Here is a 26087-nt window from a genome sequence, read left to right as displayed (position 1 = left end):
ACGGGAAGGTTTTAGCCGATCTTGCCGCGGTTTGCACCGATCTGGCCACGGTGCAGCAGCAGGTGGTCAAGGATCACGCTGGCCATCATCGCCTCGCCCACTGGTACCGCGCGGATGCCGACGCAGGGGTCGTGGCGGCCCTTGGTGATGATTTCGGCGGATTCACCGGATTTGGTGATGGTCTGGCGCGGTTTCAGGATCGACGAGGTGGGTTTGACGGCGAAGCGCACGACAACATCCTGCCCGGTCGAGATGCCGCCAAGGATGCCGCCCGCGTGGTTCGAGCTGAACACCGGTTTGCCATCGTTGCCCATGAAAATCTCATCCGCGTTGTCTTCGCCTGTCAGCATCGCCGCGGCCATGCCTTCCCCGATTTCCACGCCTTTGACGGCGTTGATCGACATCATCGCGGCGGCAAGGTCGGTGTCGAGCTTGCCATAGACCGGCGCGCCAAGGCCGGGGGGAACATTGCGGGCCACGACCTCGATGATCGCGCCGACGGAATTGCCGGATTTACGCAGGGATTCAAGGTAGTTGGCCCAGGTGTCTGCGGTTTCAGCCGAGGGCACCCAGAACGGGTTCTGGTCGATCTGGGACATGTCGCGTTCGCCGGTGATGGCGTGCGGCCCCATCTGGGTCATGTAGCCCTGAATTTCGATCCCCGGTGCAAGGGTGTTCAGCGCGGCACGGGCAAGCCCGCCGGCCGCCACGCGCGCGGCGGTTTCACGGGCAGACGACCGCCCGCCGCCGCGATAATCGCGGATGCCGTATTTCTGCCAATAGGTGATATCGGCATGGCCGGGGCGGAATTTCTCGGCGATGTCGCCATAGTCCTTGGATCTCTGATCGGTGTTTTCGATCATCAGCTGGACGGGGGTCCCGGTGGTCTGGCCCTCAAACACGCCGGACAGGATGCGGACCTGATCGGGTTCCTTGCGCTGTGTGGTGTATTTGCTGGTGCCGGGTTTACGCTTGTCGAGCCAGACCTGAATCATCTCTTCGTCAATCGCGACGCCGGGCGGCACGCCATCGACGGTTGCGCCAAGCGCAGGCCCGTGGCTTTCGCCCCAGGTGGTGACGCGGAAGAGGTGGCCGAAGGTATTGAGGCTCATGTCAGGAAACTCCGTCTGTTGCAGAGGGCATAGCGAAGCGGCGCGGCAGGCTCAAGCGTTGCGGGGATCAGAGCAGGCAGCGCAGGCGCGGTCCGACCTCGGCAAAGCCTTCGCGCTGGTAAAAGGCCAGCGTGCGGGCCCAGGTTGCGCGGTTTGGCGCGCCGACTTCGATCCGGTGCCAGCCGCGTGTCGCGCCGATTTCTCGCACCTTGTGGAGCATCCGTGACGCCAGCCCCTGCGAGCGGAGGTCCGGGCGGATCCAGAGTTCGGTGATTTCGCCGAACCGGCCACCCGCGTAGATCGCGGCACAGTCGTTCAGCATCACAAGGCCTGCGGTGCCCTTTTCATCGGTGGCGAGGATGCCGGTCACGCTTTGCAGGGAAAGCGTTTCGGTTACGACTGGAAAAAGGGTCGTGGCGGTGCGGTGGCCGGTTGGATCAAGTTCCTGAAGCAGTGCGGCGACCGCTTCGGCGACGCGCGGCGCGTCCGCCATCGAGACGATATGTAGGTCTGGCATCGGGTTTCCATAATTTGATCAAATTTCGTCACTGACGCTATTGTGGGATTTATCGGGGGGCAAGAGGCATACTGCTTGCGCTTGGGGGGGCTTTGGTTAGTGTGGCGCCCACCTCGGGGTGCTTTCGTGTGCCTCATCAGGGAAAGTGGGAACCGGTTTCCCGCCCGGATGAGGCGACCAACACGCTAGCTGAGATGCGCAAGCGAACCCGTTGAACCTGAACCGGTTAACACCGGCGGAGGGAAGGTCTGGAACGCACGCTCCAACTTTGCCCATCCGTCGCAATTTTGGAGGATGCCATGAAGGCACTTACAGTTGCAGCGGCTTTGATGACGGCCAGTTCCGCGCTGGCGCAAACCCCTGTTCTTACCGTCTATGCAGGCGATTACATCACGTCGGAATGGGGCCCCGGCCCCAGGATCGAAGAGATGTTCGAGGCGCAGTGTGCCTGCGATCTGCAGTTCAAGCCGGGCGATCTGCTGCCCCGGATCCTGCTTGAGGGCTCGCGGACCGAGGCGGATATCGTATTTGGTCTGAACACCGATGTGACGAAAAAGGCGCGCGAAAGCGGGCTGTTTGCGCCGCATGGGCAGCCGCTGGATGCGCTGACATTGCCGATCGAATGGACGGATGAGATTTTCCTGCCCTTCAACTATGGTCACACCGCGTTCATCTACAACACCGAGCGGATGGCCGAGGCACCTGCGTCGTTCGATGCGCTGCTGGATGCGCCCGATGATCTGAAGATCGTGATTCAGGACCCGCGCACGTCGATCACTGGCCTTGCGCTGGTTCTGTGGGTGCAGGCGGTTTATGGCGACGGGGCGCAGGCGGCCTGGGAGAAGCTGGCGCCAAAGATCCTGACGGTGACCAAGGGCTGGTCGGAATCCTACGGGTTGTTCACCGATGGTGAGGCCGACATGGTGCTGTCCTACACCAGCTCGCCCGCGTACCACATCATTGCCGAGGAGGACCGGACCAAGAAGGCGGCGATCTTCCCTGAGGGGCATTATTTCATGGTCGAATTGGCGGCCAAGGTGGCGGGGACGGATCAGCCAGAACTGGCGGATCAGTTCATGGGTTTCATCCTCAGCCATGAGTTCCAGACCATGATCGCGACCGGCAACTGGTCCTTTCCGGCGGCGCTGCCGCAGGACGAATGGCCCGAAGGGTTCAAGGAACTCGATCTGCCGGAAAAGGTGCTGTTCTATTCCGAGGATGAGGCCGCCGATCTGCGGGACAAGGCGATCGAAGCATGGCGCGCCGCACTGTCACAGTAATCGCGGGACTGCTGGTCGCGGGGCTGACGCTTGGCCCCGTGGCGGCAGTAATCTGGCGGGGGGCGGCGTGGTCTGCGCTGGCCCCCGGCGATTGGCTCGCGATCCGGTTCACGCTGGTGCAGGCGGTGCTGTCGGCGGCGCTGTCGGTGCTGTTCGCGGTGCCGGTGGCGCGGGCGCTGGCGCGGCGGCAGTTTGTTGGGCGGGGTTTGTTGGTGGCCCTGCTGGGCGCGCCGTTCATCCTGCCGGTGATCGTTGCGGTGCTGGGATTACTCGCGGTGTTTGGCCAATCGGGGCTGGTGAATGCCGCGCTGCGTTGGGCCGGTCTGCCCGAAGTCACGATCTATGGGATGCACGGGGTGATCATCGCGCATGTGTTTTTCAACCTGCCGCTGGCGGTGCGGATGATCCTGCAAGGCTGGCTGGCGATCCCGGCCGAGCGTTTCCGGCTTGCCGCCACGCTTGGCCTGCCCGGGGGGCAGGTGTTCCGGGTGCTGGAGGCGCCGATGCTGCTGCGCATCGCGCCGGGGGCTTTTGCGGTGATCTTTGTGATTTGTCTTTCGTCCTTTGCCATTGCCCTGACGTTGGGCGGCGGGCCACGGGCGACGACGGTGGAGCTGGCGATTTATCAGGCGATGCGGTTCGACTTTGACCTCGCGCGCGCATCCATGCTTGCCGTGATCCAACTGGCGCTTGCGCTGGCGGCGGGGGTGTTCGCGCTGCGCGTGTCGTCCGTTGCCGGGTTCGGCGTGGGGCGCGACCGGGTGGTGATGCGCTGGGATGGCGGCGGGCTGGCGCGGGGGCTGGATGTGATCTGGATCGCGATGGTTGCGGCGTTCCTGCTGACGCCGCTGGCGATGGTGGTGCTGCGCGGTGTGCCGGGGTTGTTCCTGCTGGGGCCGTCCGTCTGGCAGGCGGCGGGGCATTCGGTGCTGGTGGCGCTGGGGTCGACCTTTCTGTGCCTGCTGTGGGCGCTGCCGCTGGCCACGCGGCGCGGAGAGTTGGTGGGCCTTGCGGGGATTGCCGTGTCGCCGCTGGTTCTGGGGACGGGGCTGTTCCTGATCCTGCGCCCCTTTGTGAACCCGCTGGATTATGCGCTGGTGGTGACGGGGGTGGTCAATGCGCTGATCTCCCTGCCCTTTGCGCTGCGAATTCTGCGGCCCGAGGCAGAGGCGGTGCGTACGGATTATGCGCGGCTTGGGGCTGCGCTGGGGCTGTCGGGCTGGGCCTGGCTGCGCTGGGTGCTGGTGCCCCGGCTGCGCCGACCACTGGGCTTTGCCGGGGGGCTGACGGCAGCGCTGTCGATGGGCGATCTGGGCGTGATCGCGCTGTTCGCGGACCCTGACCATGCGACGCTGCCGCTCAAGGTTTATCAATTGATGGGGGCCTACCGGATGGAGGCAGCCTCGGGGGCGGCACTGTTGTTGCTGGCGCTTAGTCTGGGGCTGTTCTGGCTGTTTGATCGCGGGGGGCGCGTGGATGCTAAGGCTTGAGGGCGTGCAGGTGATCGAGGGTGATTTCACCCTGTCGGCGGATTTCGAATTGCGCCCGGGCGAAAGGATTGCGGTGATCGGGCCGTCCGGGGCAGGCAAGTCGACGCTGCTGGACGTGATCGCCGGGTTCCGGGTGCCTGAGGCGGGGCGCGTGCTGTGGGGTGGTCAGGACCTGACAGCTGTTGTGCCGGGGCGGCGGCCCGTGGGGATGCTGTTTCAGGACAACAACCTGTTTCCGCATCTGAGCGTTGAGCGGAATCTGGGGCTGGCCCTGCGGCCCGGCGGCGGGCGGTTGTCACCCGCCGAGGATGCGCGGGTGGCCGAGGCGCTGAGCAGGGTCGGGCTGGAAGGTCTGGGCGCGCGGCGGCCCGGTGCGCTGTCTGGCGGACAGCAGAGCCGGGCGGCACTGGCACGGGTGCTGGTGCAGGATCGGCCCGTGATGCTTCTGGACGAACCTTTTGCAGCGCTGGGTCCGGCGCTGAAGGCCGGGATGCTGGATCTGGTGGCCGAGGTCGCCGGGGCGGTCGGCGCTTTGGTCGTTCTGGTGACCCATGACCCCGAAGATGCGCGGCGCTTTGCGCAAAGGGTGGTTCTGGTGGCCGATGGGGTCGCGGCAGCGCCGGTCGAGACGGAGGCGCTGTTCGCCGATCCGCCCGAAGCGTTGCGGGCTTATCTGGGGTAGGGCTACGGCGCGGCCCGACGTTGCCGTCGGGCGGGTCCTCTGATCTGAGCGAGGCGCATTCTTGCCGTAGCGACGTCGCCTATTCCGCCGGAGTGAGTCTGATCCGCTGTGTGCCAAGGCGTGGGTGCAGGGATGCGGCGATGCCCCAGGCAAGGCCAAGCGCGCCAGCCGTGGCGGCGAAGATGCCCCAGACCGGCGCAACCAGCAGCACGAGCCAGGCCGCCCCCGGCGTGAAAATCCCCGACACGTCACGGTAGCTGGAGTAGACGGCCGACATCTCGGTCCGCTCGGAGGGTTTCACGGCCATGAGAAAGGGCAGGCCGGCGCTGACATCCAGCAGGATCAGACAGACCGAACCGGCGTACAGCGCGCTTGTGGCGGCGATCGGCCAGGGTGACAGGATCGCCGCTGCGGTAAAGGCCAGTGTGGCACCGGCAAATCCAAGCCGCACGGTGCCGCGGATGGACAGCCTGCGCATCAGCCGCAGCATCAGCGGTGTCAGGAACAGCGTCGCATTGGTGAGCGACAGCATCGTGCCGCCGACCGTATCAGGCAGACCGGCGTGCAGGGCATAGATCGGCAGATAGATCACATAGGCCCACCAGCCGCAGGAGCGGATCACCGCAAACAGCCAGCCTGCAACAAGCCGGGGCTGCGCGAAGAAGCGGCCCAGATAGGTCAGCGGGTTGGGTGCGGCGCGGCGCGCCCGGGTGAGCAGTTTGCCATTGCCAAGGCGCATGATCAGGAAGGTGATCAGCATGGCGATGGACGCAGCGCCCGAAATCAGGAACGGCGCCGGGGGCCAGAGCGTCATCAGCGTGACGCCCGCCACCGGGCCAATGGTCCAGCCAAGGGCGGAATAGAACAGGCGCTGGGTTTCGCAGGCGCCGAGTTCGATCTTGTCGATATAATCGAGCACGTAGGCGTTGAAGCAGACGAAGGTGATCACGGTCGATAGCGTGGTGCAGGCCAGCGCCGCGATTACGCCCGCCGCGCTGCCGGTCAGCGCGCAGGCGGTGCCGATGGTGAACAGGGACGCGCCAAGGCCGTAGATCCAGCGACGCGGCATATGCCGATTGATCCAGGGCACCAGCAGGCCGGTGCAGAGCGAGGCAAGCCCGATCAGGAAGTAGATCCGCGAGACGAGGGCGGCGTCCTGCAGCGCGTTGTAGAGCGCCACCGGGAAGACCGAGATGAGCATACCGCGGGCGGCGGCTTCGCAGGCGGCAAGCGTGGCGAACCCTCGGATCGAGGGGGCGGGCGCGTGGCGCAGCCACTCGGGGATGCGGCGTTCTAGCATGGGGTAGGCCTTTGGGTTGCCCGATCCATCTAAGCGTTTGCGCGGCGGTGATCTGGACGGGGCGCGACGCAAATGTCGCAAAGCGACACTGCGGGTATTTGTGGACCCAAGTGGGCCAGACAGCAAAAAGCCCCGCCGGAGGCGGGGCTTTGAGATCTTGCGAAGTGGTTGCCGGATCAGGCGTGTTTCTTCTTGCCTTTGATCGGTGCCCAGATGCGTTTGTTGGTGAGGTACAGCAGAACCGACAGCAGCGTCAGGAACAGCACACCGACAAAACCGGCCTGCTTGCGTGCCATCATCTTGGGTTCAGCTGCCCACATCAGGAAGGCCGAGACATCCATTGCTTCGTGGTGGACGTCGGATTCGTGACCATCTGCATATTCCACGTCATCTCCGTAGAGCGGCTGACCCATGGCGATCCAGCTGCCGGGGTACATGTGGTGACCGTCTTCATCCTTGCAGGAGTCGGGATAGCCGCCCGCCGCAAAAACCGTGTTGTAGTGGCCGTCGAAATCCTCGGGCGCGCAAGACGGCGCTTCTTCATAGCCGTTCAGCAAGGAGGCGATGTATTCCGGGCCGCCGATGCCCTTAAGCAGCTGGTTGATGCCGGTACCGTAGGGGCCGTGGAAGCCCGCACGGGATTTCGCCATCAGCGACAGGTCCGGCGCGCCGACGCCGGTATTTGCCGGGAAGTGGTCCGCCGGGGTCGCCGGGCGGAAATCATCCAGTTCGGCGTCGAACACCTCGAAGTTCTGTGCGGCGTAGGCACGAACCTGATCTTCGGGCAGGCCGGGGCCGGATTCCGACGACAGGTCGCGCAGTGGTACGTAACGCAGACCGTGGCAGGCCGAGCAGACCTCGGTATAGACCTGCAGGCCGCGCTGCAGCTGGTGCTGGTCGTAGCTGCCGAAGGGGCCCTCAAAGGAGAAGGCGAAGTCTTCGACGTGGCTTTCGACCTCTGCGGCATTGGCACCCGCAGTCGTCAGCGCCAATGCCATTGCGGCGGTCAGGGCAAGTTTCTTGAACATGGGTTCAGGGTCCTTCTTCTTACTCTGCCGGAGTCGTGGCTGTGTCGGAGGATTTGCCGTAGTGGCTGGCGAAATCTTCCTCGATGGTTTCGGGCCGTGGCATTGGCTTTTCGATCACACCCAGAAGCGGCAGGATGATCAGGAAGTAGCCGAACCAGTAGGCCGAAGCGATCAGCGAGATCCAGTCATACGGGAATTCAGCCGGGCGGGCACCGACCCACATCAGAACGATGAAGTCGATAACCAGCAGCGCGAACCACCATTTGAACATCGGACGGTACTTGCCCGAGCGGATCGACGAGGTGTCGAGCCAGGGGGCGAGAGCCATCACGGCGATAGCGCCGAACATCGCGATCACACCAAAGAATTTGGCATCGACGATGCCGCCGGTGACGAAGGATGCGATCTGAACCACCCAGACGTCAGCGGTAAAGGCCCGCAGGATCGCGTAGAACGGCAGGAAGTACCATTCCGGAACGATGTGCGCCGGGGTCGAGAGGGCGTTCGCTTCGATGTAGTTGTCGGGGTGGCCGAGGAAGTTCGGCATGAAACCCACGATCGCGAAATAGACCGCCAGGATCACCGCGAGGGCGAAGAGGTCCTTGATCACGAAGTAGGGCCAGAACGGCACGGTGTCCTTCTCGGCTTCCGCCTTGGAGGTACGGCGCACTTCTACACCCGTGGGGTTGTTGTTGCCGGTGCTGTGGAAGGCCCAGATGTGGACGATCACGAGCCCTGCAATCACGAACGGGAACAGGTAGTGCAGCGAGAAGAAGCGTGTCAGCGTGTAGTTGTCGACAGCCGGTCCGCCCAGCAACCAGGTCTGGATCGATTCACCGATAAAGGGAATCGCGCCGAACAAGCCGGTGATGACGGTTGCGCCCCAGAAAGACATCTGGCCCCAGGGCAGAACGTAGCCCATGAACGCGGTGCCCATCATCAGCAGGTAGATCAGGATGCCGATGATCCAGGTGATCTCGCGCGGTTCCTTGTACGAGCCATAGTAAAGGCCGCGGAACAGGTGCGCATAGACGGCAACAAAGAACAGCGATGCGCCGTTGGCATGCATGTAGCGCAGCGCCCAGCCGCCGTTCACGTCACGCATGATGTGTTCGACAGAGGCAAAGGCCAGGGTGGTGTCGGGTGTGTAGTGCATCACCAGCGAAATGCCGGTCGCGATCTGCAACACCAGGGTGAAAGTGAGAACGATACCCCAGATCCACATCCAGTTCAGGTTCTTGGGTGTGGGCATCATGATGGTATCGTAAAGCAGACCGATCACCGGCAGGCGACGATGCACCCACTTTTCGGCACCGGATTTCGGTTCGTAATGGTCGTGTGGAATTCCAGCCATTTCTCTCTCCCTTACCCGAGAACGATCGTGGTTTCGTCAGCGAACTCGGCCGGTGGTACCGGGAGGTTGCGCGGTGCGGGGCCTTTGCGGATACGGCCAGCCGTGTCGTAGTGCGAGCCGTGGCAGGGGCAGAACCAGCCGTCGTAGTCGCCAGCTCCATCGCCCAGCGGCACACAGCCGAGGTGGGTGCAGACACCCATCATCACCAGCCACTTGCCTTCTGCGTCAAGGGTGCGGTTCTCGTCGGTGGCATCTGCCTCGCCCACGATGTTTTCGTTTCGGGCAATCGGGTCGACCAGTTCAGTGAGCTGGACGGCGCGGCCTTCGTCGATCTCTTTCGCGGTGCGCGAACGGATGAAAACTGGCTTGCCGAGCCATTTGACCGTTAGCTGGGTGCCTTCGGAAACGCCCGAAACATCGACGCGGATGGACGAAAGAGCCAGAACATCGGCCGAGGGGTTCATCTGGTTTACCAGTGGCCAGACTGCTGCGCCTGTGGCGACGGCTCCGGTAGCCGCGGTCGCGTAGTAGAGAAAATCTCTCCGGGTGCCTGCGTGATCGTCTGCGTGTGACACGAGGTTTACTCCATTCCTGGGCCGTTGATCTGGCCGAGACTAAAATATCTGCCATGACATTTCATGGCCTTATCGTCGGGGTATTTAACGGGGTCCCCGGGTTCCGTCCAGAACTCAAAATCGCGTGTTCGTGAAAAGCGCGGATGTGTCGCGGTTGTGAGGCACGGTATGTGCTTATATGACACCGGAAGAGTCGAAGACCGCAAGGTCATGCCCGTAAGGAATGAGACTATGAAACAGGCAACTTTCGTAAAATGCGCCTTGGGTGCCACTGCTATTGCGCTTCTGGCCGGTCCGGCAGCAGCGGAAATGGAGCTTTCCTTTTATTCCGGCTGGCAGACTGCGCCGCACAGCCGTCTGAAGGGGGATTATCCGGGGGGCGGTGACTACAACGCCCTGATCGGCTGGGACGGGAAATCCTTTGAGATGCCGCCCTATTATGGTGTGCGTGGCACCTGGTGGAGAGACGAGCGAATCGGTTTTGGCATGGAATTTACCCATACCAAGGTCTACGCGCCGGATGATGAGGCGGCGGGAATCGGGTTCAAGAACTTTGAATTCACCGACGGCCACAACATCCTGACTGTGAACGCGTTGCGGCGCTGGCCGGATCAATGGCAGGGGTTGACGCCTTATGTCGGTGGTGGACTGGGTATCGCGGTGCCGCATGTGGATGCCGAAACGACCGCCGGGGACAAGACCTATGGTTATCAGCTGACAGGCCCCGCTGTGCGCCTGATCGCCGGGGCGAGCTATGATATCAGCGACCGGGTTGCGGTTTTTGGCGAATATCAGTTCGTCTTTTCCTCGAACGAGGGTGATCTTGACGGTGGCGGCACCTTTGAAACCGTCGTGAAGACCAACGCACTGAACGTCGGTCTGTCGCTGAAGTTCTGACCTCTGCTCGATGTAACAAGAGAGGCCCCTGATTCAGGGGCCTCTTTTTTGGAACGTGAATACCGGTTCGGGTCCGTTTGGGTTCAGGGTTGGGGCTGGGTTGCGAGCATCGACGGCCGTTCGGAAAAGCCTTTGTGCCAGGCGGCAAGCGCGTCGCGTCCCGCGCGCCAGTTGCGCGCATCATGGCGCAGGTCGACATAGGACAGGGCCGCGGCGATGGCGATGTGGCTCATGTCGAGCCGACCGTGCAGGTGGCTCATCCACATGGAATTGAGCGCCGTCAGACTGCGGTCGATCTTGGTCCACTGCGCCTCGACCCAGTCGGGGAATTGCTTGTCCTCGGGGCGCAGGCGCGCTTCGTATGTCATCAGGAGCGCGGCTTCCATGACGCCGTCGGCTGTCGCCTCAAGCGTCAGTACATCCCAAAGGCGATTTTCCGGATAAAGACCAGCCTTGGCGCGGTGATCCAGAAAACGGCAAATGACGCGGCTGTCATATAGCGCGGGGCCATCATCGCGGATCAGGGCGGGGATCTTGCCCACCGGGTTGGCGGCGGCGACGGTCGCATCCGGGCCGGTCGGGGTGTTTGCGACCGCAACCAGTTCGACATCGTCAAGCTGCCCGGTTTCGTGCAGCACGATCAGGACTTTGCGTACAAAGGGCGAGGTGGGGGAGCTGAGCAGCTTCATCATCTTTGGTCCTTTCGACCGGGCGCCTTTCCCGAAAGTCAGGCCGTTTGAACGGGCTTTGAAAGTCCGTCGACTAAAGATCGGGCGGCTGGCGCATGAGGTCGGCCAGCGCGTCTGTCTGGACGCCGATGCCCGAATCCGCAATTGCATCCGCCGCGCCAAGGCGCGCGGTGTCGGGTTTGTTCTGGCCAAGCTTCCAGGTGGCGTCGATCCGGGTGATGTGCAGTCGGAACGGCAGGATCATCCGCATCATGCGCTCCAGCACATCCGGCGTCATCTTGGGCGTCTGCCAGATGGGTTTGGGTGCCAGTCGTGCCTCGTAAGCCTCGGATTGGCGATCAAGCATGGCGCGCATTTCGGTCTCGGGCAGCCGTTCCAGGGTGCCGGTTAGATGCACGGCAACATAGTTCCAGGTGGGCACCTGATCAGGCAGGCCGTACCAGTCGGGCGAGACATAGCCATCCGGCCCGCTGACGGCGATCACGGCAGTTTGTTCACCCTTCAGCCGGGCGATCGGGTTTGAACGCACGAGGTGCAGATCGGCGTGACTGCCATCCTCGGAAAGCAGAAAGGGGATATGCGACAGCAGCGGCACGCCATCGGTGCTGATGGCCAGCACGCCGAAACCGCGCGCGCGGGCAAGGGCGATGTCCTTGGTATGGCTGGCGGAATGGAAGATCGGATTGGGATGCATAGGTCAGGCCTTGGGGTGTGCCGCCTCATAGACCTTCATCAGGTGCAGGGTGTCAACGGCAGTATAGGCCTGGGTGGTCGAGAGTGAGGCATGGCCCAGAAGTTCCTGAATCGTGCGCAGATCGCCCCCGGCCGACAGCAGGTGCGTGGCAAAGCTATGCCGCATGGCATGGGGCGTGGCGGTGGCGGGCAGGCCCAGTTGCATCCGGGCGTTTTCGGTGACCTTCTGGATCAGGCGCGGGCTGAGCGCGCCGCCGCGAGATCCACGAAACAGCGGCGCGTCCGGTTCCGGCGGATAGGGGCAGGCGGCAACATAGCGCGCCACGGCGGCACGGGCGACCGGCAGCACCGGCACGATACGTTCCTTGCCGCCCTTGCCGATGATCCGCAGCGAGTCGCCCAGCGGAAGGTCACGTCCCCGCAGGCCGAGCGCCTCGGATATCCGCAGCCCGCAGCCGTATAGCAATGTGATGACAGCGGCGTCGCGGGCACCGATCCAGTCTTTGACGTTTTGTATCTCGACCGTGTCGATCATCGCGCGGGCGGCGTCCTGCGACAGCGGGCGGGGCAGTTTCTTCTGGAATTTGGGCGTGCGGGTTGAAAGGACGGCGGTGGGTTCATAGCCCTCCCGCTCGGCCAGCCAGCGGTAGAAGGATTTGACCGCCGAGAGTTTGCGCGCCATCGACCGCGACCCGGCACCACCGCCGCGCAGATGTGCCATCCAGGCCCGCATGTCGGTGACGGTAAGACGGGACAGCGGGCCAAGCCCCTCGGTCCCGCCGTGGTGCAGTGTCATGAAGGCGATGAAGTCGAGCACGTCGGCGCGGTAGGCGGTCAGCGTGTTGTCCGCGGCACCCTTGAGGGCGCGCGCGGCGGCAAGCCAGTTCTCCAGCGCGTCACGCGCCTGAGGAGAAATGGCGAGTGTCACGACAGCCAGCGCCGCATTGTGCGTTCAAACACCCCGGCGAAGAAGGCCAGAAGATCGGTGCCCTGCTGCCGTGAGAACTGGTTCTGATCCTCGGCCCCAAGGATCAGTAGCCCGGGCAGCCGACCCGGACCGAAGTCGAGCTTCAGGCAGGCCTCGGAGCGGATGTCCTTGGCGGCATTACCGTAGATCTGCGGTTCCGCATTGTGCACCTGACGCAGAGTGACCTGACGCAGCGGTGCAGAAGAGCGGCCCTCGGCAAGATAGGCTTCGACAAAGCCGGGTTCGGCCATGGACAGGATATCGCCAAGGCGGGCCATTTCCGGCTCGGAGTCGTTCTCTGATGATTCGAGCACGAGACGGATGCAGGCAACCCGGAGGATGTCGGCCACATCACCGCCAAGATCCCTGAGGAAGGGTTCGAATTCGATCGGATCAAGCATCCGCAGGATGGCGCGGTGGACCTGATTTGTCCCGGCAAGATTGTCGTAGGCGGCGGCGATGACGGAGCGGTGGGTGTCCTCAAGCCGGTCAAGCCGTGCTTCGAGCCGGTCCATGGCGATGCCGCGCAGATCGACGATATTTCCGCCCATGGACCGTTCGTTGGCGGCGATGAGCGCACGCATAACGTCCTGATCTTCAAGGATAACGTCGGGGCGCGAAATGATGGTGTCGCGCAGGGATTCATCGATGCGTGGGCTGCTGCTCATGTAGATTTCTGCCTGTTTGTTGCCCGGACCCTATCAGAGGGCACCCGAATTTTCGCCTGTTTAATCCAGACGTTTCACGCTCTTTGCCGGGGTGTGGCCGATGTGTCAACGGGCCGGATAGGGCCGGACGATGGGCCGGCGGGTTATTGTCTTGCCGCGCCAGAAATCGGTATCGAAGCCATCATGTTTGCCGATGGTGAAATTTCCACGGCGGGGTCGCAACGTGGGGGGGCGGGCGCTGCGTTCCAAAGAGGCAGCGCCCACAGAGGGATCAGAGGATCTTGATACTGGCTTCGGCCGCGTCCTTGACGAACTGGGCGAGACCCTTGTCGGTCAGGACGTGGTTCGCCATCGCCTTGATCACTGCGGGCGGGGCGGTTGCCACATCGGCGCCGATCTTGGCGCATTCCGACATGTGGTTGGCCGAGCGCATCGACGCCGCGAGGATCTGCGTTTCAAAGCCGTAGTTGTCATAGATCGTGCGGATGTCCGCGATCAGGTCCAGCCCGTCGATGTTGATGTCATCCAGTCGCCCGACGAAGGGTGAGATGAATGTCGCACCGGCCTTGGCTGCGAGAAGCGCCTGATTGGCCGAGAAGCAGAGCGTCACGTTGACCATGAGGCCATCGTCAGACAGCGTCTTGCAGGCCTTGAGACCGGCCCATGTCAGCGGCACCTTTACCGCGATGTTCGTCGCGATCTCGGCCAGCTTGCGGCCTTCGGCGATCATGTCGTCCGCTTCGAGCGCGATGACTTCGGCCGAGACCGGGCCCGAGACCAGTTCGCAGATTTCTTTTGTCACTTCGAGGATGTCACGCCCCGATTTCAGGATCAGCGAGGGGTTTGTGGTGACCCCGTCCACCATCCCGAGGTCATTGAGTTCGGAGATGGCATCGATGTCGGCGGTATCTACGAAGAATTTCATTTTGGTTTCCTCTGTGTCGCTTGGCAATTCCTTGCGGCTGTCTTACCCCAGAGAGACGGGAGCAGAAAGCCTGTTCCCGGCAGCGCTAACATGAAATGAGTGGATGTCCCCCGGTTTTTTCAAAGAAGGCGATCTGATTGCGGTCCTGACGACCCAGCCGTTCGCCAGTACACTGGACTATCGCGCGCCTGAGGGCGGCTGTCACCTTGGTGCCTTTGTCGAGGTGCCGCTGGGGCCGCGCAAGGTGCTGGGTGTAGTCTGGGGGGCGGGCGTCGGGGATTTCGACCTGAACAAAATACGCGCCGTCATCCGCGTGCTGGACGCCGTGCCGATGCGCGACGAGCTGTGCAGCTTTCTGGAACGGGCGGGTGAATACACGCTGACGCCGCTGCCTGCGATGCTGCGGCTATGCACCCGCGCGCCGGGGCTGGGCGATCCGCCGTCGATGCGCAAGGTCTACCGGCTGGGCCTGTCCGAACCGGAGCGGATGACCGACGCCCGCAGGCGCGTGCTTGAGGTTCTGCGGGACATGGGCGGGCTGTCGCTGACCTTGGGGGAGTTGGCCGAGACTGCGGGCGTGACGACTTCGGTCGTCAAGGGTCTGGTAAAGCTGGGGGCAGTGACCGAGGAGGAAAGCCCGCGCGACACGGCCTTTCCGCACCTCGATCCTGGTCTGGGCGGCAAGGCGCTGACCGGGGATCAGGCCGCAGGTGCCGAGGCGCTGATGGCGGGTGTGCGTTCGGGCGTCTATGGCACGACTTTGCTGCGCGGTGTCACCGGATCGGGCAAGACCGAAGTGTATCTTGAGGCGGTGGCGGAATGTCTGCGGCAGGGTCGCCAAGCGCTGGTCTTGCTGCCGGAAATTGCGCTGTCAGCCGAATTCCTGACCCGGGTCGAGGCGCGGTTCGGCGCGCGCCCGGCCGAATGGCATTCCGGCGTCACAGTGACCGAACGTCGCCGCGTCTGGAAGATGGTGGGCGAAGGTCAGGCGCAACTGGTGGTGGGCGCGCGGTCTGCGCTTTTCCTGCCGTTTCAGCACCTTGGGCTGATCGTGGTCGATGAGGAACACGACACATCCTACAAGCAGGAAGAAGGTGTGCTGTACAACGCCCGGGACATGGCGGTGCTGCGCGCGGCGATCTGCGGTGCGCGGGTTGTGCTGGCCTCGGCCACGCCTTCGTTGGAAAGCTGGGCCAATGCCGAGGCGGGCAAGTATGACCGGATCGAGCTGACGGCGCGGTTTGGCGCGGCGGTGATGCCGGTCATGCGCACGATCGACATGCGCGCAGAGGACCTGCCGCGTGACCGGTGGGTTTCACCAACGTTGCAGCGCGCGGTGGAGAAGCGGCTGGAAAAGGGCGAACAATCGCTGCTGTTCCTGAACCGGCGCGGCTATGCCCCGGTGACAATATGCCGGGCCTGTGGGTTTCAGATCGGATGTGATCACTGCGATGCGCGGATGGTCGAACACCGATTCCTGAAACGTCTGGTCTGCCATCAGTGCGGCGAAAGCAAACCGGTGCCCGAGGCCTGCCCATCCTGCGAGGCCGAGGACAAGCTGGCCGCTGTCGGCCCCGGTGTCGAACGGCTGGGTGAGGAGGCGGCGGCGCTCTTTCCCGATGCCCGCGTGGCGGTGCTGTCGTCGGACATGTATGGATCGGCCCGCGCCCTGAAGGCCGAGATCGGGGCGATTGCCAAAGGTACGGCGGACATCATCATCGGCACGCAGCTGGTGGCCAAGGGACACAACTTTCCCTTGCTGACGCTGGTGGGGGTGATCGACGCGGATCTGGGTTTGCAGGGGTCCGACCTGCGCGCGGCAGAGCGGACTTTTCAGTTGATGCGGCAGGTGGCGGGGCGCGCGGGGCGGGCGGAAAAACCGGGCGAGGCGGTGATGCAGACCTATCAGCCGGAACATCCGGTGATCCGGGCGATCCTTTCGGGGGATGAAGAAGGTTTCTGGCGGGCCGAGGCGGAAGAGCGCCGCGCCGCCGGGGTGCCGCCCTATGGGCGGATGGCGGGGATCATCCTGAGTTCTACCGAGGTGCAGGAGGTGTTCGATCTGGGTAATGCGATGGCGCGTCAGGACGGCGCATTACGCCGGATTGGCGCGCAGGTGTTCGGCCCTGCGCCTGCGCCGATTGCCCGGGTCCGGGGGCGGCATCGGGTGCGGCTGCTGGTCAAGGCCCCAAAGGGTGTCGCGCTGCAAGCGGCACTTTTAGAGTGGACCGGTCAGTTCCGGCTGCGCGGACAGTTGCGGTTGGCGATAGATATCGATCCGCAGAGCTTTTATTGAACGCTGTATCGCGGCAGTGCGGCGTTAGGTCGTTCGAACTATTGCTGCTGGAAATATGAGTTTTTCTGGCCTTCACTGCGGGCGTCGCGCGTGGTCGGGCAGGTCCAAAGGTCACAGAAACAGCCAAGTTTCCCGGTCGCGACTTGTTTGTCGGGGGTGGCCCATTTACATGCCATGACATGAAACGCTGGATCCCCTTTCTGAAATCCCGTCCACTTGTCGCCGTTGTACGGCTGCAAGGTGCGATTGGCATGGGCGGACGCGGAGCGCTGAGTGATCAGAGCCTGCGCGAGATGCTCGAAAAAGCCTTCAAGCGCGGCAAGCCGAAGGCTGTTGCGCTTGAGATCAATTCACCCGGCGGATCGCCGGTGCAATCCTCGCTGATCGCGGCGCGGATCCGGCGGCTGGCGGATGAGGCCGGGGTGCCGGTTTTTGCCTTTGTCGAGGATGTCGCGGCGTCGGGTGGTTACTGGCTGGCCTCTGCCGCCGATGAGATCATTGCTGACGAGAGTTCCATTCTGGGGTCTATCGGCGTCATTTCGGCCGGGTTCGGTGCGCATGTCTTTCTGGCCCGGCAGGGGCTGGAACGCCGTGTGCACACGGCTGGCAAGTCCAAGAGCATGAACGATCCGTTCAAGCCGGAAACCGAAGAGGACGTGGCGCGGCTGGATCGCTTGCTGAGCCAGCTGCACGATAATTTCATCGCGCAGGTGCAGGGTCGTCGCGGTGACAAGCTGTCCAAAGATCCGGATCTGTTCACCGGCGAAGTCTGGGTCGGGCAGGGTGCCGTGCGCGTCGGGCTGGCCGATGGCGTCGGTCATCTGGTGCCGTTCATGAAGGCGCGATTTGGCGACAAGGTGAAGTTCCGCCGGTACGAGACAAAGCGCTCCTTGTTCCAGCGCTTTGGCGTCAGCCTCGCGCAGGATGCACTGAGCGGGATCGAGGAACGGGCGCAGTTCGCGCGGTTCGGGCTTTGACGTGATTTTCAAGATTGTCACCCTATTCCTGATCGGCATGGGCGTGCTTGCAATGTTCGGCAAGCTGAAGGTGCCGGGCGCTAAGCGTCTGGCCTCGGCCAAGTGTCGCCACTGCGGTCGGTACAGGATCGGACGCGGCAAATGCCCCTGCGGCGAGGGAAAATCCTGAAATGATCTGGCTGACAGTGGTGCTGGGGCTGGTGATCCTGCTTTTGGCCGGCGATGCGCTGGTCAAGGGCGCGGTGAACCTGAGCCTGAGGGTCGGTATTCCGGCGCTGATCGTCAGTCTGACGATCGTGGCCTTCGGCACCTCGGCACCAGAGCTTCTGATTTCGATCAAGGCAGCGCTCGACGGGGTGCCGGGGATCGCCCTGGGCAACGTGGTGGGATCAAATACGGCCAACGTGCTGCTTGTGCTGGGAATCCCGGGTATTCTGGCGGTCATGCACACGTCCGAGCATGACACCCGCAAAGCCTATCTCATCATGCTGGGGGCTTCGGTGCTGTTCATTGCGCTGGCGTTCCGCGGGGTATTCGACTGGATCGCGGGCCTTGGCATGCTGGCGGTACTGGCTGTTATCCTGGGCGATGCCGTGCGGGAATCGCTGGCGCATCGGCGTGCAGACCAAGCAGAGCCCGAAGAAGAAGTCGAGGGCGCGGATCCCGACATGCCCTGGTGGAAGATCGCCCTTTTTCTGTGTCTCGGTCTTGTGGGCCTGCCTCTGGGCGCGGATCTTCTGGTGGATTCTGCGACCGTTATCGCGCAGCGGTTTGGCGTGAGCGACACGGTGATCGGCCTGACGCTGGTGGCTGTGGGCACATCCTTGCCGGAGCTTGCGACGACGGTCATGGCGACGCTGCGGCGGCAGGCGGACGTTGCGCTTGGCAATGTGATCGGGTCGAACATGTTCAACCTGTTGGCGATCATTGGAATTGCATCGCTGATCGCACCGATGCCGGTGGACCGCGCGTTTCTGACCTTTGATCTGTGGGTCATGCTGGCGGCAAGCCTGCTGTTGATCCCCTTTGTCTTTTTGCGGCAGAATATCGGGCGTGTCTGGGGCATTGTGCTGACGGCGCTCTATATCGGTTACGTGGTGATCGTCCTTCAGTCTTGAGAGGTAACCTGCGTGAAAGCATTGGTGACAGGGGCAGGCAAACGTCTGGGCCGCGCAATGGCGCTGTTTCTGGCCGAGCGAGGCCATGACGTCGCGGTGCATTATGCAACCTCGTCCGAGGCCGCTGACGAGGTCGTAGAGCTGATCCGCGGGATGGGGCGGCAGGCAGTGGCCCTGCAGGCCGACCTGACCTATGAGGATGCAGTACAGCGCCTTGTGCCGCGCAGCGTCGAGGCCCTGGGCGGGCCGCTGACCTGTCTGGTCAACAATGCGTCGATCTTTGAGTATGACAATATCCGCATGGCCACCCGCGAAGGTTGGGACAGGCATCTTGAGAGCAATCTTCGCGCCCCCTTTGTGCTGATCCAGGCGCTGGCGGCGCAGGTGCCCGATCCGGTGATGGACGAGATGGACGAACCGGTGGCGCAGGGGCTGGTGGTGAACATGATCGATCAGCGTGTGCGCAAGCTGACGCCGGAATTCATGACCTACACGCTGGCCAAGGCCGGTTTGTGGACCCTGACGCAGACGGCGGCGCAGGCGCTGGCGCCACGCGTGCGGGTCAACGGGATCGGGCCGGGGCCGACGCTGCGCGGTGGACGCCAGAGCGAGGATCATTTTGCCCGACAGCGCGCAGCGACGGTTCTGAAACGTGGATCGAACACGTCGGATATCGTTGGTGCGCTGTCATATTTCCTCGATTCACCTTCGGTCACAGGACAATTGCTTTGTACGGATGGGGGACAGCATCTCGCATGGCAGACTCCGGACGTGCTCGGGGTGGAGTGACGACCCTAGGTGAAGTTGTGCACCGGGTCGGGCGGCGTCATCCAATCGTTACAAAAGAGTTAGCAAAATCATGTGTTTGCGTGTCGTTAATAAAAATATCCCTTTAAATCAGTAAGTTGTTTTGTTGACTAAAAATTAGGCAATTCAGGGAAGGGACCAAAAAACAAAGGAAATTTCGCGACCACGGAAAGTTACACGCAGACTTATCCACAGGAACGGTGGATGCCTTCCACCTTGCAACGGGTGATTTACCAGTGCAGCACCTCTTGAGAATCACTGTTGCCATGCCAGCTTTACAGGGATCATGACCGAAAAACCTGACACTTCGACTGACACGACGCTGACGGGCCATGCCTGCATCCAGTCCTATCTGAAAACTCTGGACAGCAGTCCGGGGGTATACCGCATGCTGGATGCTGAAAGCCGGGTTCTTTACGTCGGTAAGGCGCGTAATCTGCGCGCCCGGGTCAGCAACTATACACGCCCCACAGGCCATTCGGGACGGATCGCGCGGATGATCCGCGAGACGGCCTCGATGATGTTCCTGACGACCCGGACCGAGACCGAGGCGCTGCTGCTTGAACAGAACCTGATCAAGCAACTCAAGCCGCGCTACAACGTGCTGCTGCGCGACGACAAGTCGTTTCCGAATATCCTCGTGACCGATCATGACTTTCCACAGATCACCAAGCATCGCGGCGCGAAGAAGGACAAGGGCCAGTATTTTGGCCCCTTCGCGAGCGCGGGCGCAGTGAACCGGACGCTGAACCAGTTGCAGAAGGTATTCCTGCTGCGGAACTGTTCGGATTCCATGTTCCAGAGCCGGACCCGACCTTGCCTCCAGCATCAGATCCGGCGGTGTTCGGCACCCTGCGTGGGCAAGATTTCGGCTGAGGATTATCGCGCCAGCGTGCACGACGCCGCGCAGTTCCTGTCGGGCAAATCCACCGGCGTGCAGGAGGCGCTGGCGCGCCAGATGGCCGAGGCGTCCGATGCGATGGAGTTCGAACGTGCAGGAGCGCTGCGTGACCGGATCCGCGCCCTGACGCAGGTGCAGACGGCGCAAGGTATCAATCCGCGTGGCGTGACCGAAGCGGATGTGGTGGCGCTGCACCTTGAGGGCGGGCAGGCCTGTGTTCAGGTGTTCTTTATCCGTGCCAACCAGAATTGGGGGAACCGGGATTTCTATCCCCGGGTCGGCCCCGATGTGGACGAGGCCGAGGTGCTGGAGGCATTCCTGGGCCAGTTCTATGACAGCAAGGATCCGCCGCGCCTGATCCTGCTGTCCCATGCCATCGAGAATACGGACCTGATGGAAGAGGCGCTGTCGGGCAAGCTGGGCCGCCGGGTCGAGGTGGCAGTGCCCCTGCGCGGTGAAAAGGTCGAACTGGTCGAAGGAGCCGCGCGCAATGCCCGTGAATCTCTGGCGCGTAAAATGGTCGAGACGGCGACGCAGGGCAAGCTTCTGCGTGGGCTGGCCGAGGCATTCGGGCTGGACGCGCCGCCGCAGCGGATCGAGGTCTACGACAACTCGCACATTCAGGGCACCAATGCGGTGGGTGGGATGATCGTGGCGGGGCCTGAAGGGTTCCTGAAGAACCAGTACCGCAAGTTCAATATCAAGGGCGAGGCACTGACGCCCGGCGATGACTTTGGTATGATGAAAGAGGTGTTGGAGCGCAGGTTCCGCCGCTTGCTGAAGGAAGACCCGGACCGGAGCCTGGGCATGTGGCCGGACCTTCTGCTGATCGATGGCGGGGCGGGACAGGTATCGGCCGTCGCGTCGATCATGGCACTGCATGGCGTGCAGGACATTCCGATGGTCGGCGTGGCCAAGGGGGTGGACCGGGACGCCGGCAAGGAAGAGTTTCACCGGGTCGGGCAGCGGCCATTCGCGCTGCGCCACAACGATCCGGTGCTGTATTTTGTGCAGCGGATGCGTGATGAGGTGCACCGCTTTGCCATCGGCACCCACCGGGCCAAGCGTGCCAAGGCGGTTGGGGCGACCCCGCTGGACGATGTGCCAGGCGTGGGTGCTGCACGCAAGCGGGCGCTGCTGGCGCACTTTGGATCGGCCAAAGCGGTGAGCCGGGCCAATCTGTCGGACCTTACTGCGGTCGAGGGGGTGTCCGAGGCGTTGGCGGAACGGATCTACGGATATTTCCACGAGGGCGGCTGATCCGGTTGTGCAGCCTTGCGGCCGCGCAGATATCGCGCCCCGCGCGTTTGCGGGCGCGTAGCTCGGCGCGGGTTACACCCTGACGCATTGACCGGAGGGTGGTCAGGTGGCGAGGGTTGAGAGGGCTGCACGTACGCTGTCCGGCAGCGGACTTGGGCGTCCCGACGCATCCACATGCACCTGCGCGAAAAAGCCCATGGCGGCGGCGGTATCCGCGTCGTTGCGGAACAGGGCGATTTCTGTGCGAAAGGATGAGTTGCCCAGATGGGCGAGCCGCAGGCCCGCGTGCAAGATTTCAGGAAAGCCGACCTCGGCAAAATAGGTGCAGCCGTTTTCGACCACCAGGAACCGTGTCGGGTCAGGGCCGTCGATCACCATCCCCTGTTCCATCTGCCAAAGGCTGACCGCCGTGTCGAAAAGCGCGAAATAGGTGGCGTTGTTCATGTGGCCGTAGGCGTCATTGTCTGCCCAGCGAGTCGGCAGGGCACGAAAGGCGCCAAAGGCGGCGCGGGTCGGAGGGAGGAGGGGCCTGGCCATCAGGACCGGATCATGCGGAAGGCGGCAGAGGCACCCCAGCCGGCCGCGATTGCGATTGCGATGGAGAGCAGTCCATAGGCCAGAGGCTGTTCGCGCGACAGGTTGAACAGCCAGCGTTCAAGCCCGACCTTGCGTACTTCGATCACTGCCTCGCGTTGGGATATAACCTTGCCACCCCGGGTGAGCAGGATCCGAGTGCGATAAGCACCTTCGGTAAGGTTGGCCGGCATCCTAATAGCGGTGTTGAACAGGGTTTGCTGGCTGACGTCCACGGTATCTTCGGCGCGCTGATAAAGGCCGTTTTCCTTGCGTATCCGGATGATGGCGGCGGTAAAGCTCTGGCTGTCCTGAACGGTCATCGGCGCGCCGACCGATCGTATGGCGCGCGGGATTGAAACGCGGTGGCGCAAATCTTCGATATCCGAGATGGTCTGCGACCAGGACGCCGAGGTGGCGACGGCATAGAACGAAGGGGCGGAGTCGACATCAACCGCGTCGGTATTGACCCAGATCCCGAAGCGGCGTTCCTTGCGCCGCACGGTGATCGGCACCGAGGGTCCCGAAACAGTGATCAACACCTGGATTGGCGGGCCATCGGGGATCGGGGTTTCGCGCTTGATCGCGCCAAAGATCAGGATGTCTGAACCGTCGAAGTCGGTACTGATCGAAACTTCGTTCTGGCTCAGGCCCAAAACCACTTCTTCCTGCGGTGGGGCACCTTCCTGCGCCAGCGCAGGAGCGCAGAGCATCAGCAGGAGAACGGCAAGCCCACGCATCAGAAGCCCCCTGCGGAGAGGGAGTAGATTTCGGCCGGGCGCAGCAGGAGTTCGAGTGCAATCTTGCCACACACTGCAAGGACAAGCACCGCCAGCAGGATGCGCAGCTGTTCGGCTTTCATGCGCATTCCGATCACGGTGCCGAACTGCGCTCCGATCACCCCGCCGACGATCAGCGCAAGCGCGAGGACAATGTCGACAGTCATGCTGGTGGTGGCGTGCAGCAGCGTGGTGAATGCGGTGACAAAGATAATCTGGAACAAGGATGTGCCGATGACCACCTTGGTCGGCATGCCCAGCAGGTAAATCATTGCCGGAACCATGATGAAGCCGCCGCCGACGCCCATGATCGCGGCAAGGATGCCGACGGAAAACCCGACGGCCAGCGGCGGAATAGCCGAGATATAGAGACCCGAAGTGCGGAACCGCACCTTGAACGGCAGGCCATGGACCCAGCCGTGCTGTCGCCGCTTGGGCGGAGCGCCACGTTTGGAACTGCGCAGGGCACGCAGGGATTCGACGAACATCAGCGCGCCAATGATGCCAAGGAACAGCACGTAACAGAGCCGCACGAGCAGATCGACCTGGCCGAGTTCGCGCAGGATGTTGAAGACGTAGACGCCGAAGCCCGATCCGAACAACCCGCCGATCAGCAGGACAACACCCATGCGCAGATCGACCGTCTTGCGTTTGAGGTGGGCGAGAACCGCCGAGATCGATGAGGCGACAATCTGGTTGGCGCCGGTGGCCACGGCGACCGCCGGGGGAATGCCAAGGAAAAACAGCAGCGGGGTAATCAGAAAGCCGCCGCCCACACCGAACATTCCGGACAACATCCCCACAATCGTTCCCAGACCGAGAAGGACGAAGAGATTGACCGACACCTCGGCGATGGGGAGGTAGATCTGCATGGAACCACATTGCGCGGGGGGGTGACGATTGGCAACTACACAGCTTGGATTTAGTGCAGTTTCGTGGGCGCTGTGCTTTGGACACGCGCGGTTTTTGCACGGTGGCGTCGCCCTGGCAGGTGACGCCACCGGATGCCGGAATGGGAGCTCAGCGTTCTTTCACATAAGGCTCCCCGCCCGCACGGGGCGGGATCGCCTTGCCGACAAAACCGGCGAGGATGACCACGGTCAGGATATAGGGCAGGGCGTCCATGACCTGCACTGGAATGATGAAACCGCCAAGATCGATGTTCTGGTAGCGCAGCGCCACTGCTTGAAGCAGGCCGAACAACAGACAGGCGGAAAGCGCGTACCATGGCCGCCACTTGGCAAAGATCAGTGCGGCAAGGGCGATATAGCCACGTCCGGCCGTCATATCCTTGACGAACCCGGCCTGCAGGCCAGTGGCGAGGTAGGCCCCGGCGATACCGCAGAGCAGGCCGCAGATTGCCACGGCGGCGTAGCGCAGGCCAATGACAGACACGCCGGCTGTGTCGACGGCTTCGGGGGCTTCGCCCACTGCGCGCAGGCGCAGGCCGAAACGGGTGCGGTAGAGCATCCACCAGGTCAGCGGAACACAGGCAAAGGCAACGTAAACCAGGATCGAGTGGCCGGAAATCAGCTCGGCATAGGTTGGTCCCAGGATCGGCACGCCGGACAGCGCATCTGCAAAGGGCAGGGTGATGTCGGTGAACCTTCCGCCGCCCATCAGCGACGGGGTGCGACCGCCTTGGGAAAACCAATGCTGTGCGATCAGAACGGTCAGGCCGGCGGCAAGGAAGTTGATCGCCACACCCGAAATCAACTGGTTGCCCCGGAAGGTGATCGAGGCAAGGCCGTGGATCCCCGATAGCACCATCGAACTGGCGATCCCGGCCAGCAGGCCCAGCCAGACCGACCCGGTGACAGACGCGACAGCCGCCGAGAAGAAGGCCGCCATCAGCATCTTGCCTTCGAGCCCGATGTCGAAAATCCCGGCGCGTTCAGAGAACAGCCCGGCAAGGCAGGCGAGCAGCAGTGGGGTGGCTAGTCGCACGGTCGAGTCGAGAACCTGAAGGAGGGTGAGGTAGTCCATGGTCTCAGCTCCGTTCAGTTGCGAGGCGGAAGGCGGTGAGGGTGAAGATGGCACCCGGAAGAAAGGCACGAAGATGGTTTGTCATTCAGCCGGGCCTTTTGGTGTGCGGCGCAACAAAAGGAACAACCGTTCCAGCGGCATCCGCACCATGTTGTCGAGCGCGCCGGTGAACAGGATCACCAGCGCCTGGATGACCACGATCAACTCCCGCGGGATGCTGGTCCAGAGCGCCAATTCCGCGCCGCCTTGGTACAGAAAGCCGAACAGAAGGGCAGCGAGCAAGACGCCAAAGGGGTGGTTGCGTCCCATCAGCGCGACGGCGATGCCGATAAAGCCCGCGCCTTCTGTGGCGTTCATCAGCAGGCGTTCGGATTCACCCATCGTGGTGTTGACCGCCATCAAACCCGACAGACCGCCGGAAATCAGCATGGCGATGACGATGATGCGAACCGGCGAAATGCCGGCATAGCGCGCGGCGGATTCGGAATGGCCGAGGGCGCGGATCTCGTATCCCAGCCGGGTGCGCCAGATCAGCAGCCAGACGGCGACGCAGGCGATCAGCGCAAGAAAGAATGAGATATTCGCCGGGGCGCCGCGGAAGAGTGGGTTATCTGCAGTCGAGAACATCTGCTGGAAGGTGGGAAGGTGCGTTGCGTCAGGGAAGGTCGCACTAGCGGGGTCCATGGCGCCTGCGGGTTTGAGCAGGTTCACGAGGACATAGTTCAGCAAGGCCGCCGCGATGAAGTTGAACATGATCGTGGTGATCACGATATGGCTGCCGCGCTTGGCCTGAAGCCAGGCCGGGATCAGCGCCCAGAGCGCGCCAAAGGCCGCAGCGCCAAGAGACGCACCTATCAGCGCCAGAGACCAGTGCGGCCAGGGCAGGTAAAGGCACACCAGTGCAACGCCAAGGCCACCCAGCGTGGCCTGCCCTTCGCCGCCGATGTTGAACATGCGGGCGTGGAAGGCGACCGATACGGCAAGGCCGGTGAAGATGAAATTCGTCGCGTAATAGAGCGTGTAACCCCAGCCTGCCGATCGCATGAGCGCGCCCTCGACCATCAGCTTGAGCGCCTCGGTCGGGCTTTCGCCGATGGCGAGGATCACCAGCGCCGACAGCAGCGCGGCCAGTATAAGTGATATCAGGGGGACGAGGAATGCGTCGGCCCAGGCGGGCATCTTATCCATGCAGGGTGGGCCTTTTGTGGTGTGG

General features: G+C 62.9%; 26 protein-coding genes. 10 read left to right on the top strand and 16 right to left on the bottom strand.

What is annotated here, in order from left to right; all coding sequences use genetic code 11:
* Positions 1-11: 11 nt before the first annotated feature.
* Both aroC and CHB75_RS09075 read right to left on the bottom strand, forming a co-directional pair.
* Positions 12-1112 (bottom strand): chorismate synthase, encoded by a 1101-nt coding sequence (gene aroC, locus CHB75_RS09080; RefSeq protein ID WP_089270214.1) that lies wholly within the window; start codon positions 1110-1112, stop codon positions 12-14.
* A gap of 67 nt (positions 1113-1179) precedes the next feature.
* Positions 1180-1629, bottom strand: coding sequence for a GNAT family N-acetyltransferase (locus CHB75_RS09075; RefSeq protein WP_089270213.1), 450 nt, complete (start codon positions 1627-1629; stop codon positions 1180-1182).
* 299 nt (positions 1630-1928) lie between these two features.
* Here CHB75_RS09075 and CHB75_RS09070 point away from each other — a divergent pair, with 299 nt between their 5' ends.
* The 3 genes from CHB75_RS09070 to CHB75_RS09060 are packed head-to-tail and all read left to right on the top strand — an operon-like array spanning position 1929 to position 5081.
* The gene (locus CHB75_RS09070; protein WP_089270212.1) at positions 1929-2909 is read left to right on the top strand and encodes a thiamine ABC transporter substrate-binding protein; all 981 of its coding nucleotides are present in this window, start codon (positions 1929-1931) and stop codon (positions 2907-2909) included.
* On the top strand, positions 2885-4399 hold the full coding sequence (locus CHB75_RS09065; protein WP_089270211.1) for a thiamine/thiamine pyrophosphate ABC transporter permease ThiP: 1515 nt from the start codon (positions 2885-2887) through the stop codon (positions 4397-4399). Before CHB75_RS09070 ends, CHB75_RS09065 begins: the two co-directional genes overlap by 25 nt.
* Positions 4386-5081: a thiamine ABC transporter ATP-binding protein gene (locus tag CHB75_RS09060; RefSeq protein WP_089270210.1), complete on the top strand. Its 696-nt coding sequence runs from the start codon at positions 4386-4388 to the stop codon at positions 5079-5081. The genes CHB75_RS09065 and CHB75_RS09060 overlap by 14 nt, the downstream gene beginning before the upstream one ends.
* Positions 5082-5160: 79 nt before the next feature.
* Here CHB75_RS09060 and CHB75_RS09055 read toward each other — a convergent pair whose 3' ends face one another.
* The 4 genes from CHB75_RS09055 to petA all read right to left on the bottom strand — a co-directional run bounded on the left by CHB75_RS09055 (position 5161) and on the right by petA (position 9338).
* The gene (locus CHB75_RS09055) at positions 5161-6381 is read right to left on the bottom strand and encodes an MFS transporter (protein WP_089270209.1); all 1221 of its coding nucleotides are present in this window, start codon (positions 6379-6381) and stop codon (positions 5161-5163) included.
* 176 nt (positions 6382-6557) lie between these two features.
* Positions 6558-7409, bottom strand: coding sequence for a cytochrome c1 (locus CHB75_RS09050; protein WP_089270208.1), 852 nt, complete (start codon positions 7407-7409; stop codon positions 6558-6560).
* 19 nt (positions 7410-7428) lie between these two features.
* The gene (locus CHB75_RS09045; RefSeq protein ID WP_089270207.1) at positions 7429-8763 is read right to left on the bottom strand and encodes a cytochrome b; all 1335 of its coding nucleotides are present in this window, start codon (positions 8761-8763) and stop codon (positions 7429-7431) included.
* A gap of 11 nt (positions 8764-8774) precedes the next feature.
* On the bottom strand, positions 8775-9338 hold the full coding sequence (gene petA, locus CHB75_RS09040) for a ubiquinol-cytochrome c reductase iron-sulfur subunit (protein WP_089270206.1): 564 nt from the start codon (positions 9336-9338) through the stop codon (positions 8775-8777).
* Between the two features lie 231 nt (positions 9339-9569).
* On the opposite strand from petA, the gene CHB75_RS09035 reads away from it, so the two are divergent.
* Positions 9570-10235: an outer membrane protein gene (locus tag CHB75_RS09035; protein WP_089270205.1), complete on the top strand. Its 666-nt coding sequence runs from the start codon at positions 9570-9572 to the stop codon at positions 10233-10235.
* 83 nt (positions 10236-10318) lie between these two features.
* Here the strand turns inward: CHB75_RS09035 and CHB75_RS09030 are convergent, their stop codons facing one another.
* The 5 genes from CHB75_RS09030 to fsa all read right to left on the bottom strand — a co-directional run bounded on the left by CHB75_RS09030 (position 10319) and on the right by fsa (position 14177).
* Complete coding sequence (locus CHB75_RS09030; protein WP_089270248.1) at positions 10319-10924, bottom strand: glutathione S-transferase; 606 nt, start codon at positions 10922-10924, stop codon at positions 10319-10321.
* Between the two features lie 73 nt (positions 10925-10997).
* The gene (locus tag CHB75_RS09025) at positions 10998-11618 is read right to left on the bottom strand and encodes an FMN-binding negative transcriptional regulator (protein WP_089270204.1); all 621 of its coding nucleotides are present in this window, start codon (positions 11616-11618) and stop codon (positions 10998-11000) included.
* 3 nt (positions 11619-11621) lie between these two features.
* The gene (locus CHB75_RS09020; RefSeq protein ID WP_089270203.1) at positions 11622-12545 is read right to left on the bottom strand and encodes a tyrosine recombinase XerC; all 924 of its coding nucleotides are present in this window, start codon (positions 12543-12545) and stop codon (positions 11622-11624) included.
* Positions 12542-13252, bottom strand: a complete 711-nt coding sequence (locus CHB75_RS09015) for a DUF484 family protein (RefSeq protein WP_089270202.1) — start codon at positions 13250-13252, stop codon at positions 12542-12544. Before CHB75_RS09015 ends, CHB75_RS09020 begins: the two co-directional genes overlap by 4 nt.
* Positions 13253-13523: 271 nt before the next feature.
* Positions 13524-14177, bottom strand: coding sequence for a fructose-6-phosphate aldolase (gene fsa, locus CHB75_RS09010; RefSeq protein ID WP_089270201.1), 654 nt, complete (start codon positions 14175-14177; stop codon positions 13524-13526).
* Between the two features lie 103 nt (positions 14178-14280).
* On the opposite strand from fsa, the gene CHB75_RS09005 reads away from it, so the two are divergent.
* From CHB75_RS09005 to uvrC, 6 genes are all read left to right on the top strand, one after another.
* Positions 14281-16473, top strand: coding sequence for a primosomal protein N' (locus CHB75_RS09005; protein WP_089270200.1), 2193 nt, complete (start codon positions 14281-14283; stop codon positions 16471-16473).
* A gap of 179 nt (positions 16474-16652) precedes the next feature.
* Entirely contained in the window at positions 16653-17450 is a 798-nt protein-coding gene (locus CHB75_RS09000) for a S49 family peptidase (protein WP_089270199.1), read from the top strand.
* A gap of 1 nt (position 17451) precedes the next feature.
* Entirely contained in the window at positions 17452-17619 is a 168-nt protein-coding gene (locus CHB75_RS21645; RefSeq protein ID WP_176439095.1) for a hypothetical protein, read from the top strand.
* Position 17620: 1 nt separating this feature from the next.
* The gene (locus CHB75_RS08995) at positions 17621-18568 is read left to right on the top strand and encodes a calcium/sodium antiporter (protein WP_089270198.1); all 948 of its coding nucleotides are present in this window, start codon (positions 17621-17623) and stop codon (positions 18566-18568) included.
* A gap of 12 nt (positions 18569-18580) precedes the next feature.
* Positions 18581-19357: an SDR family oxidoreductase gene (locus CHB75_RS08990; protein WP_089270197.1), complete on the top strand. Its 777-nt coding sequence runs from the start codon at positions 18581-18583 to the stop codon at positions 19355-19357.
* 304 nt (positions 19358-19661) lie between these two features.
* Complete coding sequence (gene uvrC / locus CHB75_RS08985; RefSeq protein ID WP_089270196.1) at positions 19662-21536, top strand: excinuclease ABC subunit UvrC; 1875 nt, start codon at positions 19662-19664, stop codon at positions 21534-21536.
* 102 nt (positions 21537-21638) lie between these two features.
* Here the strand turns inward: uvrC and CHB75_RS08980 are convergent, their stop codons facing one another.
* The 5 genes from CHB75_RS08980 to CHB75_RS08960 form a co-directional block, all read right to left on the bottom strand.
* The gene (locus CHB75_RS08980) at positions 21639-22073 is read right to left on the bottom strand and encodes an acyl-CoA thioesterase (protein WP_089270195.1); all 435 of its coding nucleotides are present in this window, start codon (positions 22071-22073) and stop codon (positions 21639-21641) included.
* Positions 22073-22849, bottom strand: a complete 777-nt coding sequence (locus tag CHB75_RS08975) for a TIGR02186 family protein (protein ID WP_089270194.1) — start codon at positions 22847-22849, stop codon at positions 22073-22075. Before CHB75_RS08975 ends, CHB75_RS08980 begins: the two co-directional genes overlap by 1 nt.
* A complete protein-coding gene (locus CHB75_RS08970) occupies positions 22849-23760 on the bottom strand; it encodes a sulfite exporter TauE/SafE family protein (RefSeq protein ID WP_089270193.1) in 912 nt (303 codons plus the stop codon). Before CHB75_RS08970 ends, CHB75_RS08975 begins: the two co-directional genes overlap by 1 nt.
* 148 nt (positions 23761-23908) lie before the next feature.
* Complete coding sequence (locus CHB75_RS08965) at positions 23909-24874, bottom strand: ABC transporter permease (protein WP_089270192.1); 966 nt, start codon at positions 24872-24874, stop codon at positions 23909-23911.
* Between the two features lie 81 nt (positions 24875-24955).
* Entirely contained in the window at positions 24956-26062 is a 1107-nt protein-coding gene (locus CHB75_RS08960) for an ABC transporter permease (RefSeq protein ID WP_089270191.1), read from the bottom strand.
* Positions 26063-26087 lie beyond the last annotated feature (25 nt).

Source organism: Puniceibacterium sediminis, from assembly GCF_900188035.1.
GTDB classification, from domain to species: domain Bacteria; phylum Pseudomonadota; class Alphaproteobacteria; order Rhodobacterales; family Rhodobacteraceae; genus Puniceibacterium; species Puniceibacterium sediminis.
Note: the sequence above shows the minus strand (reverse complement) of the source record. Positions and strands in the feature narration are given on the sequence as shown.

Excerpts from the sequence above, each read along its gene's own strand:
- aroC (WP_089270214.1), bottom strand. The coding sequence starts at position 1,112 with ATGAGCCTCAATACCTTCGGCCACCTCTTCCGCGTCACCACCTGGGGC.
- CHB75_RS09075 (WP_089270213.1), bottom strand. The coding sequence starts at position 1,629 with ATGCCAGACCTACATATCGTCTCGATGGCGGACGCGCCGCGCGTCGCC.
- CHB75_RS09070 (WP_089270212.1), top strand. The coding sequence starts at position 1,929 with ATGAAGGCACTTACAGTTGCAGCGGCTTTGATGACGGCCAGTTCCGCG.
- CHB75_RS09065 (WP_089270211.1), top strand. The coding sequence starts at position 2,885 with ATGGCGCGCCGCACTGTCACAGTAATCGCGGGACTGCTGGTCGCGGGG.
- CHB75_RS09060 (WP_089270210.1), top strand. The coding sequence starts at position 4,386 with ATGCTAAGGCTTGAGGGCGTGCAGGTGATCGAGGGTGATTTCACCCTG.
- CHB75_RS09055 (WP_089270209.1), bottom strand. The coding sequence starts at position 6,381 with ATGCTAGAACGCCGCATCCCCGAGTGGCTGCGCCACGCGCCCGCCCCC.
- CHB75_RS09050 (WP_089270208.1), bottom strand. The coding sequence starts at position 7,409 with ATGTTCAAGAAACTTGCCCTGACCGCCGCAATGGCATTGGCGCTGACG.
- CHB75_RS09045 (WP_089270207.1), bottom strand. The coding sequence starts at position 8,763 with ATGGCTGGAATTCCACACGACCATTACGAACCGAAATCCGGTGCCGAA.
- CHB75_RS09035 (WP_089270205.1), top strand. The coding sequence starts at position 9,570 with ATGAAACAGGCAACTTTCGTAAAATGCGCCTTGGGTGCCACTGCTATT.
- CHB75_RS09030 (WP_089270248.1), bottom strand. The coding sequence starts at position 10,924 with ATGAAGCTGCTCAGCTCCCCCACCTCGCCCTTTGTACGCAAAGTCCTG.
- CHB75_RS09025 (WP_089270204.1), bottom strand. The coding sequence starts at position 11,618 with ATGCATCCCAATCCGATCTTCCATTCCGCCAGCCATACCAAGGACATC.
- CHB75_RS09015 (WP_089270202.1), bottom strand. The coding sequence starts at position 13,252 with ATGAGCAGCAGCCCACGCATCGATGAATCCCTGCGCGACACCATCATT.
- fsa (WP_089270201.1), bottom strand. The coding sequence starts at position 14,177 with ATGAAATTCTTCGTAGATACCGCCGACATCGATGCCATCTCCGAACTC.
- CHB75_RS09005 (WP_089270200.1), top strand. The coding sequence starts at position 14,281 with ATGTCCCCCGGTTTTTTCAAAGAAGGCGATCTGATTGCGGTCCTGACG.
- CHB75_RS09000 (WP_089270199.1), top strand. The coding sequence starts at position 16,653 with ATGAAACGCTGGATCCCCTTTCTGAAATCCCGTCCACTTGTCGCCGTT.
- CHB75_RS08995 (WP_089270198.1), top strand. The coding sequence starts at position 17,621 with ATGATCTGGCTGACAGTGGTGCTGGGGCTGGTGATCCTGCTTTTGGCC.
- uvrC (WP_089270196.1), top strand. The coding sequence starts at position 19,662 with ATGACCGAAAAACCTGACACTTCGACTGACACGACGCTGACGGGCCAT.
- CHB75_RS08980 (WP_089270195.1), bottom strand. The coding sequence starts at position 22,073 with ATGGCCAGGCCCCTCCTCCCTCCGACCCGCGCCGCCTTTGGCGCCTTT.
- CHB75_RS08975 (WP_089270194.1), bottom strand. The coding sequence starts at position 22,849 with ATGCGTGGGCTTGCCGTTCTCCTGCTGATGCTCTGCGCTCCTGCGCTG.
- CHB75_RS08970 (WP_089270193.1), bottom strand. The coding sequence starts at position 23,760 with ATGCAGATCTACCTCCCCATCGCCGAGGTGTCGGTCAATCTCTTCGTC.
- CHB75_RS08965 (WP_089270192.1), bottom strand. The coding sequence starts at position 24,874 with ATGGACTACCTCACCCTCCTTCAGGTTCTCGACTCGACCGTGCGACTA.
- CHB75_RS08960 (WP_089270191.1), bottom strand. The coding sequence starts at position 26,062 with ATGGATAAGATGCCCGCCTGGGCCGACGCATTCCTCGTCCCCCTGATA.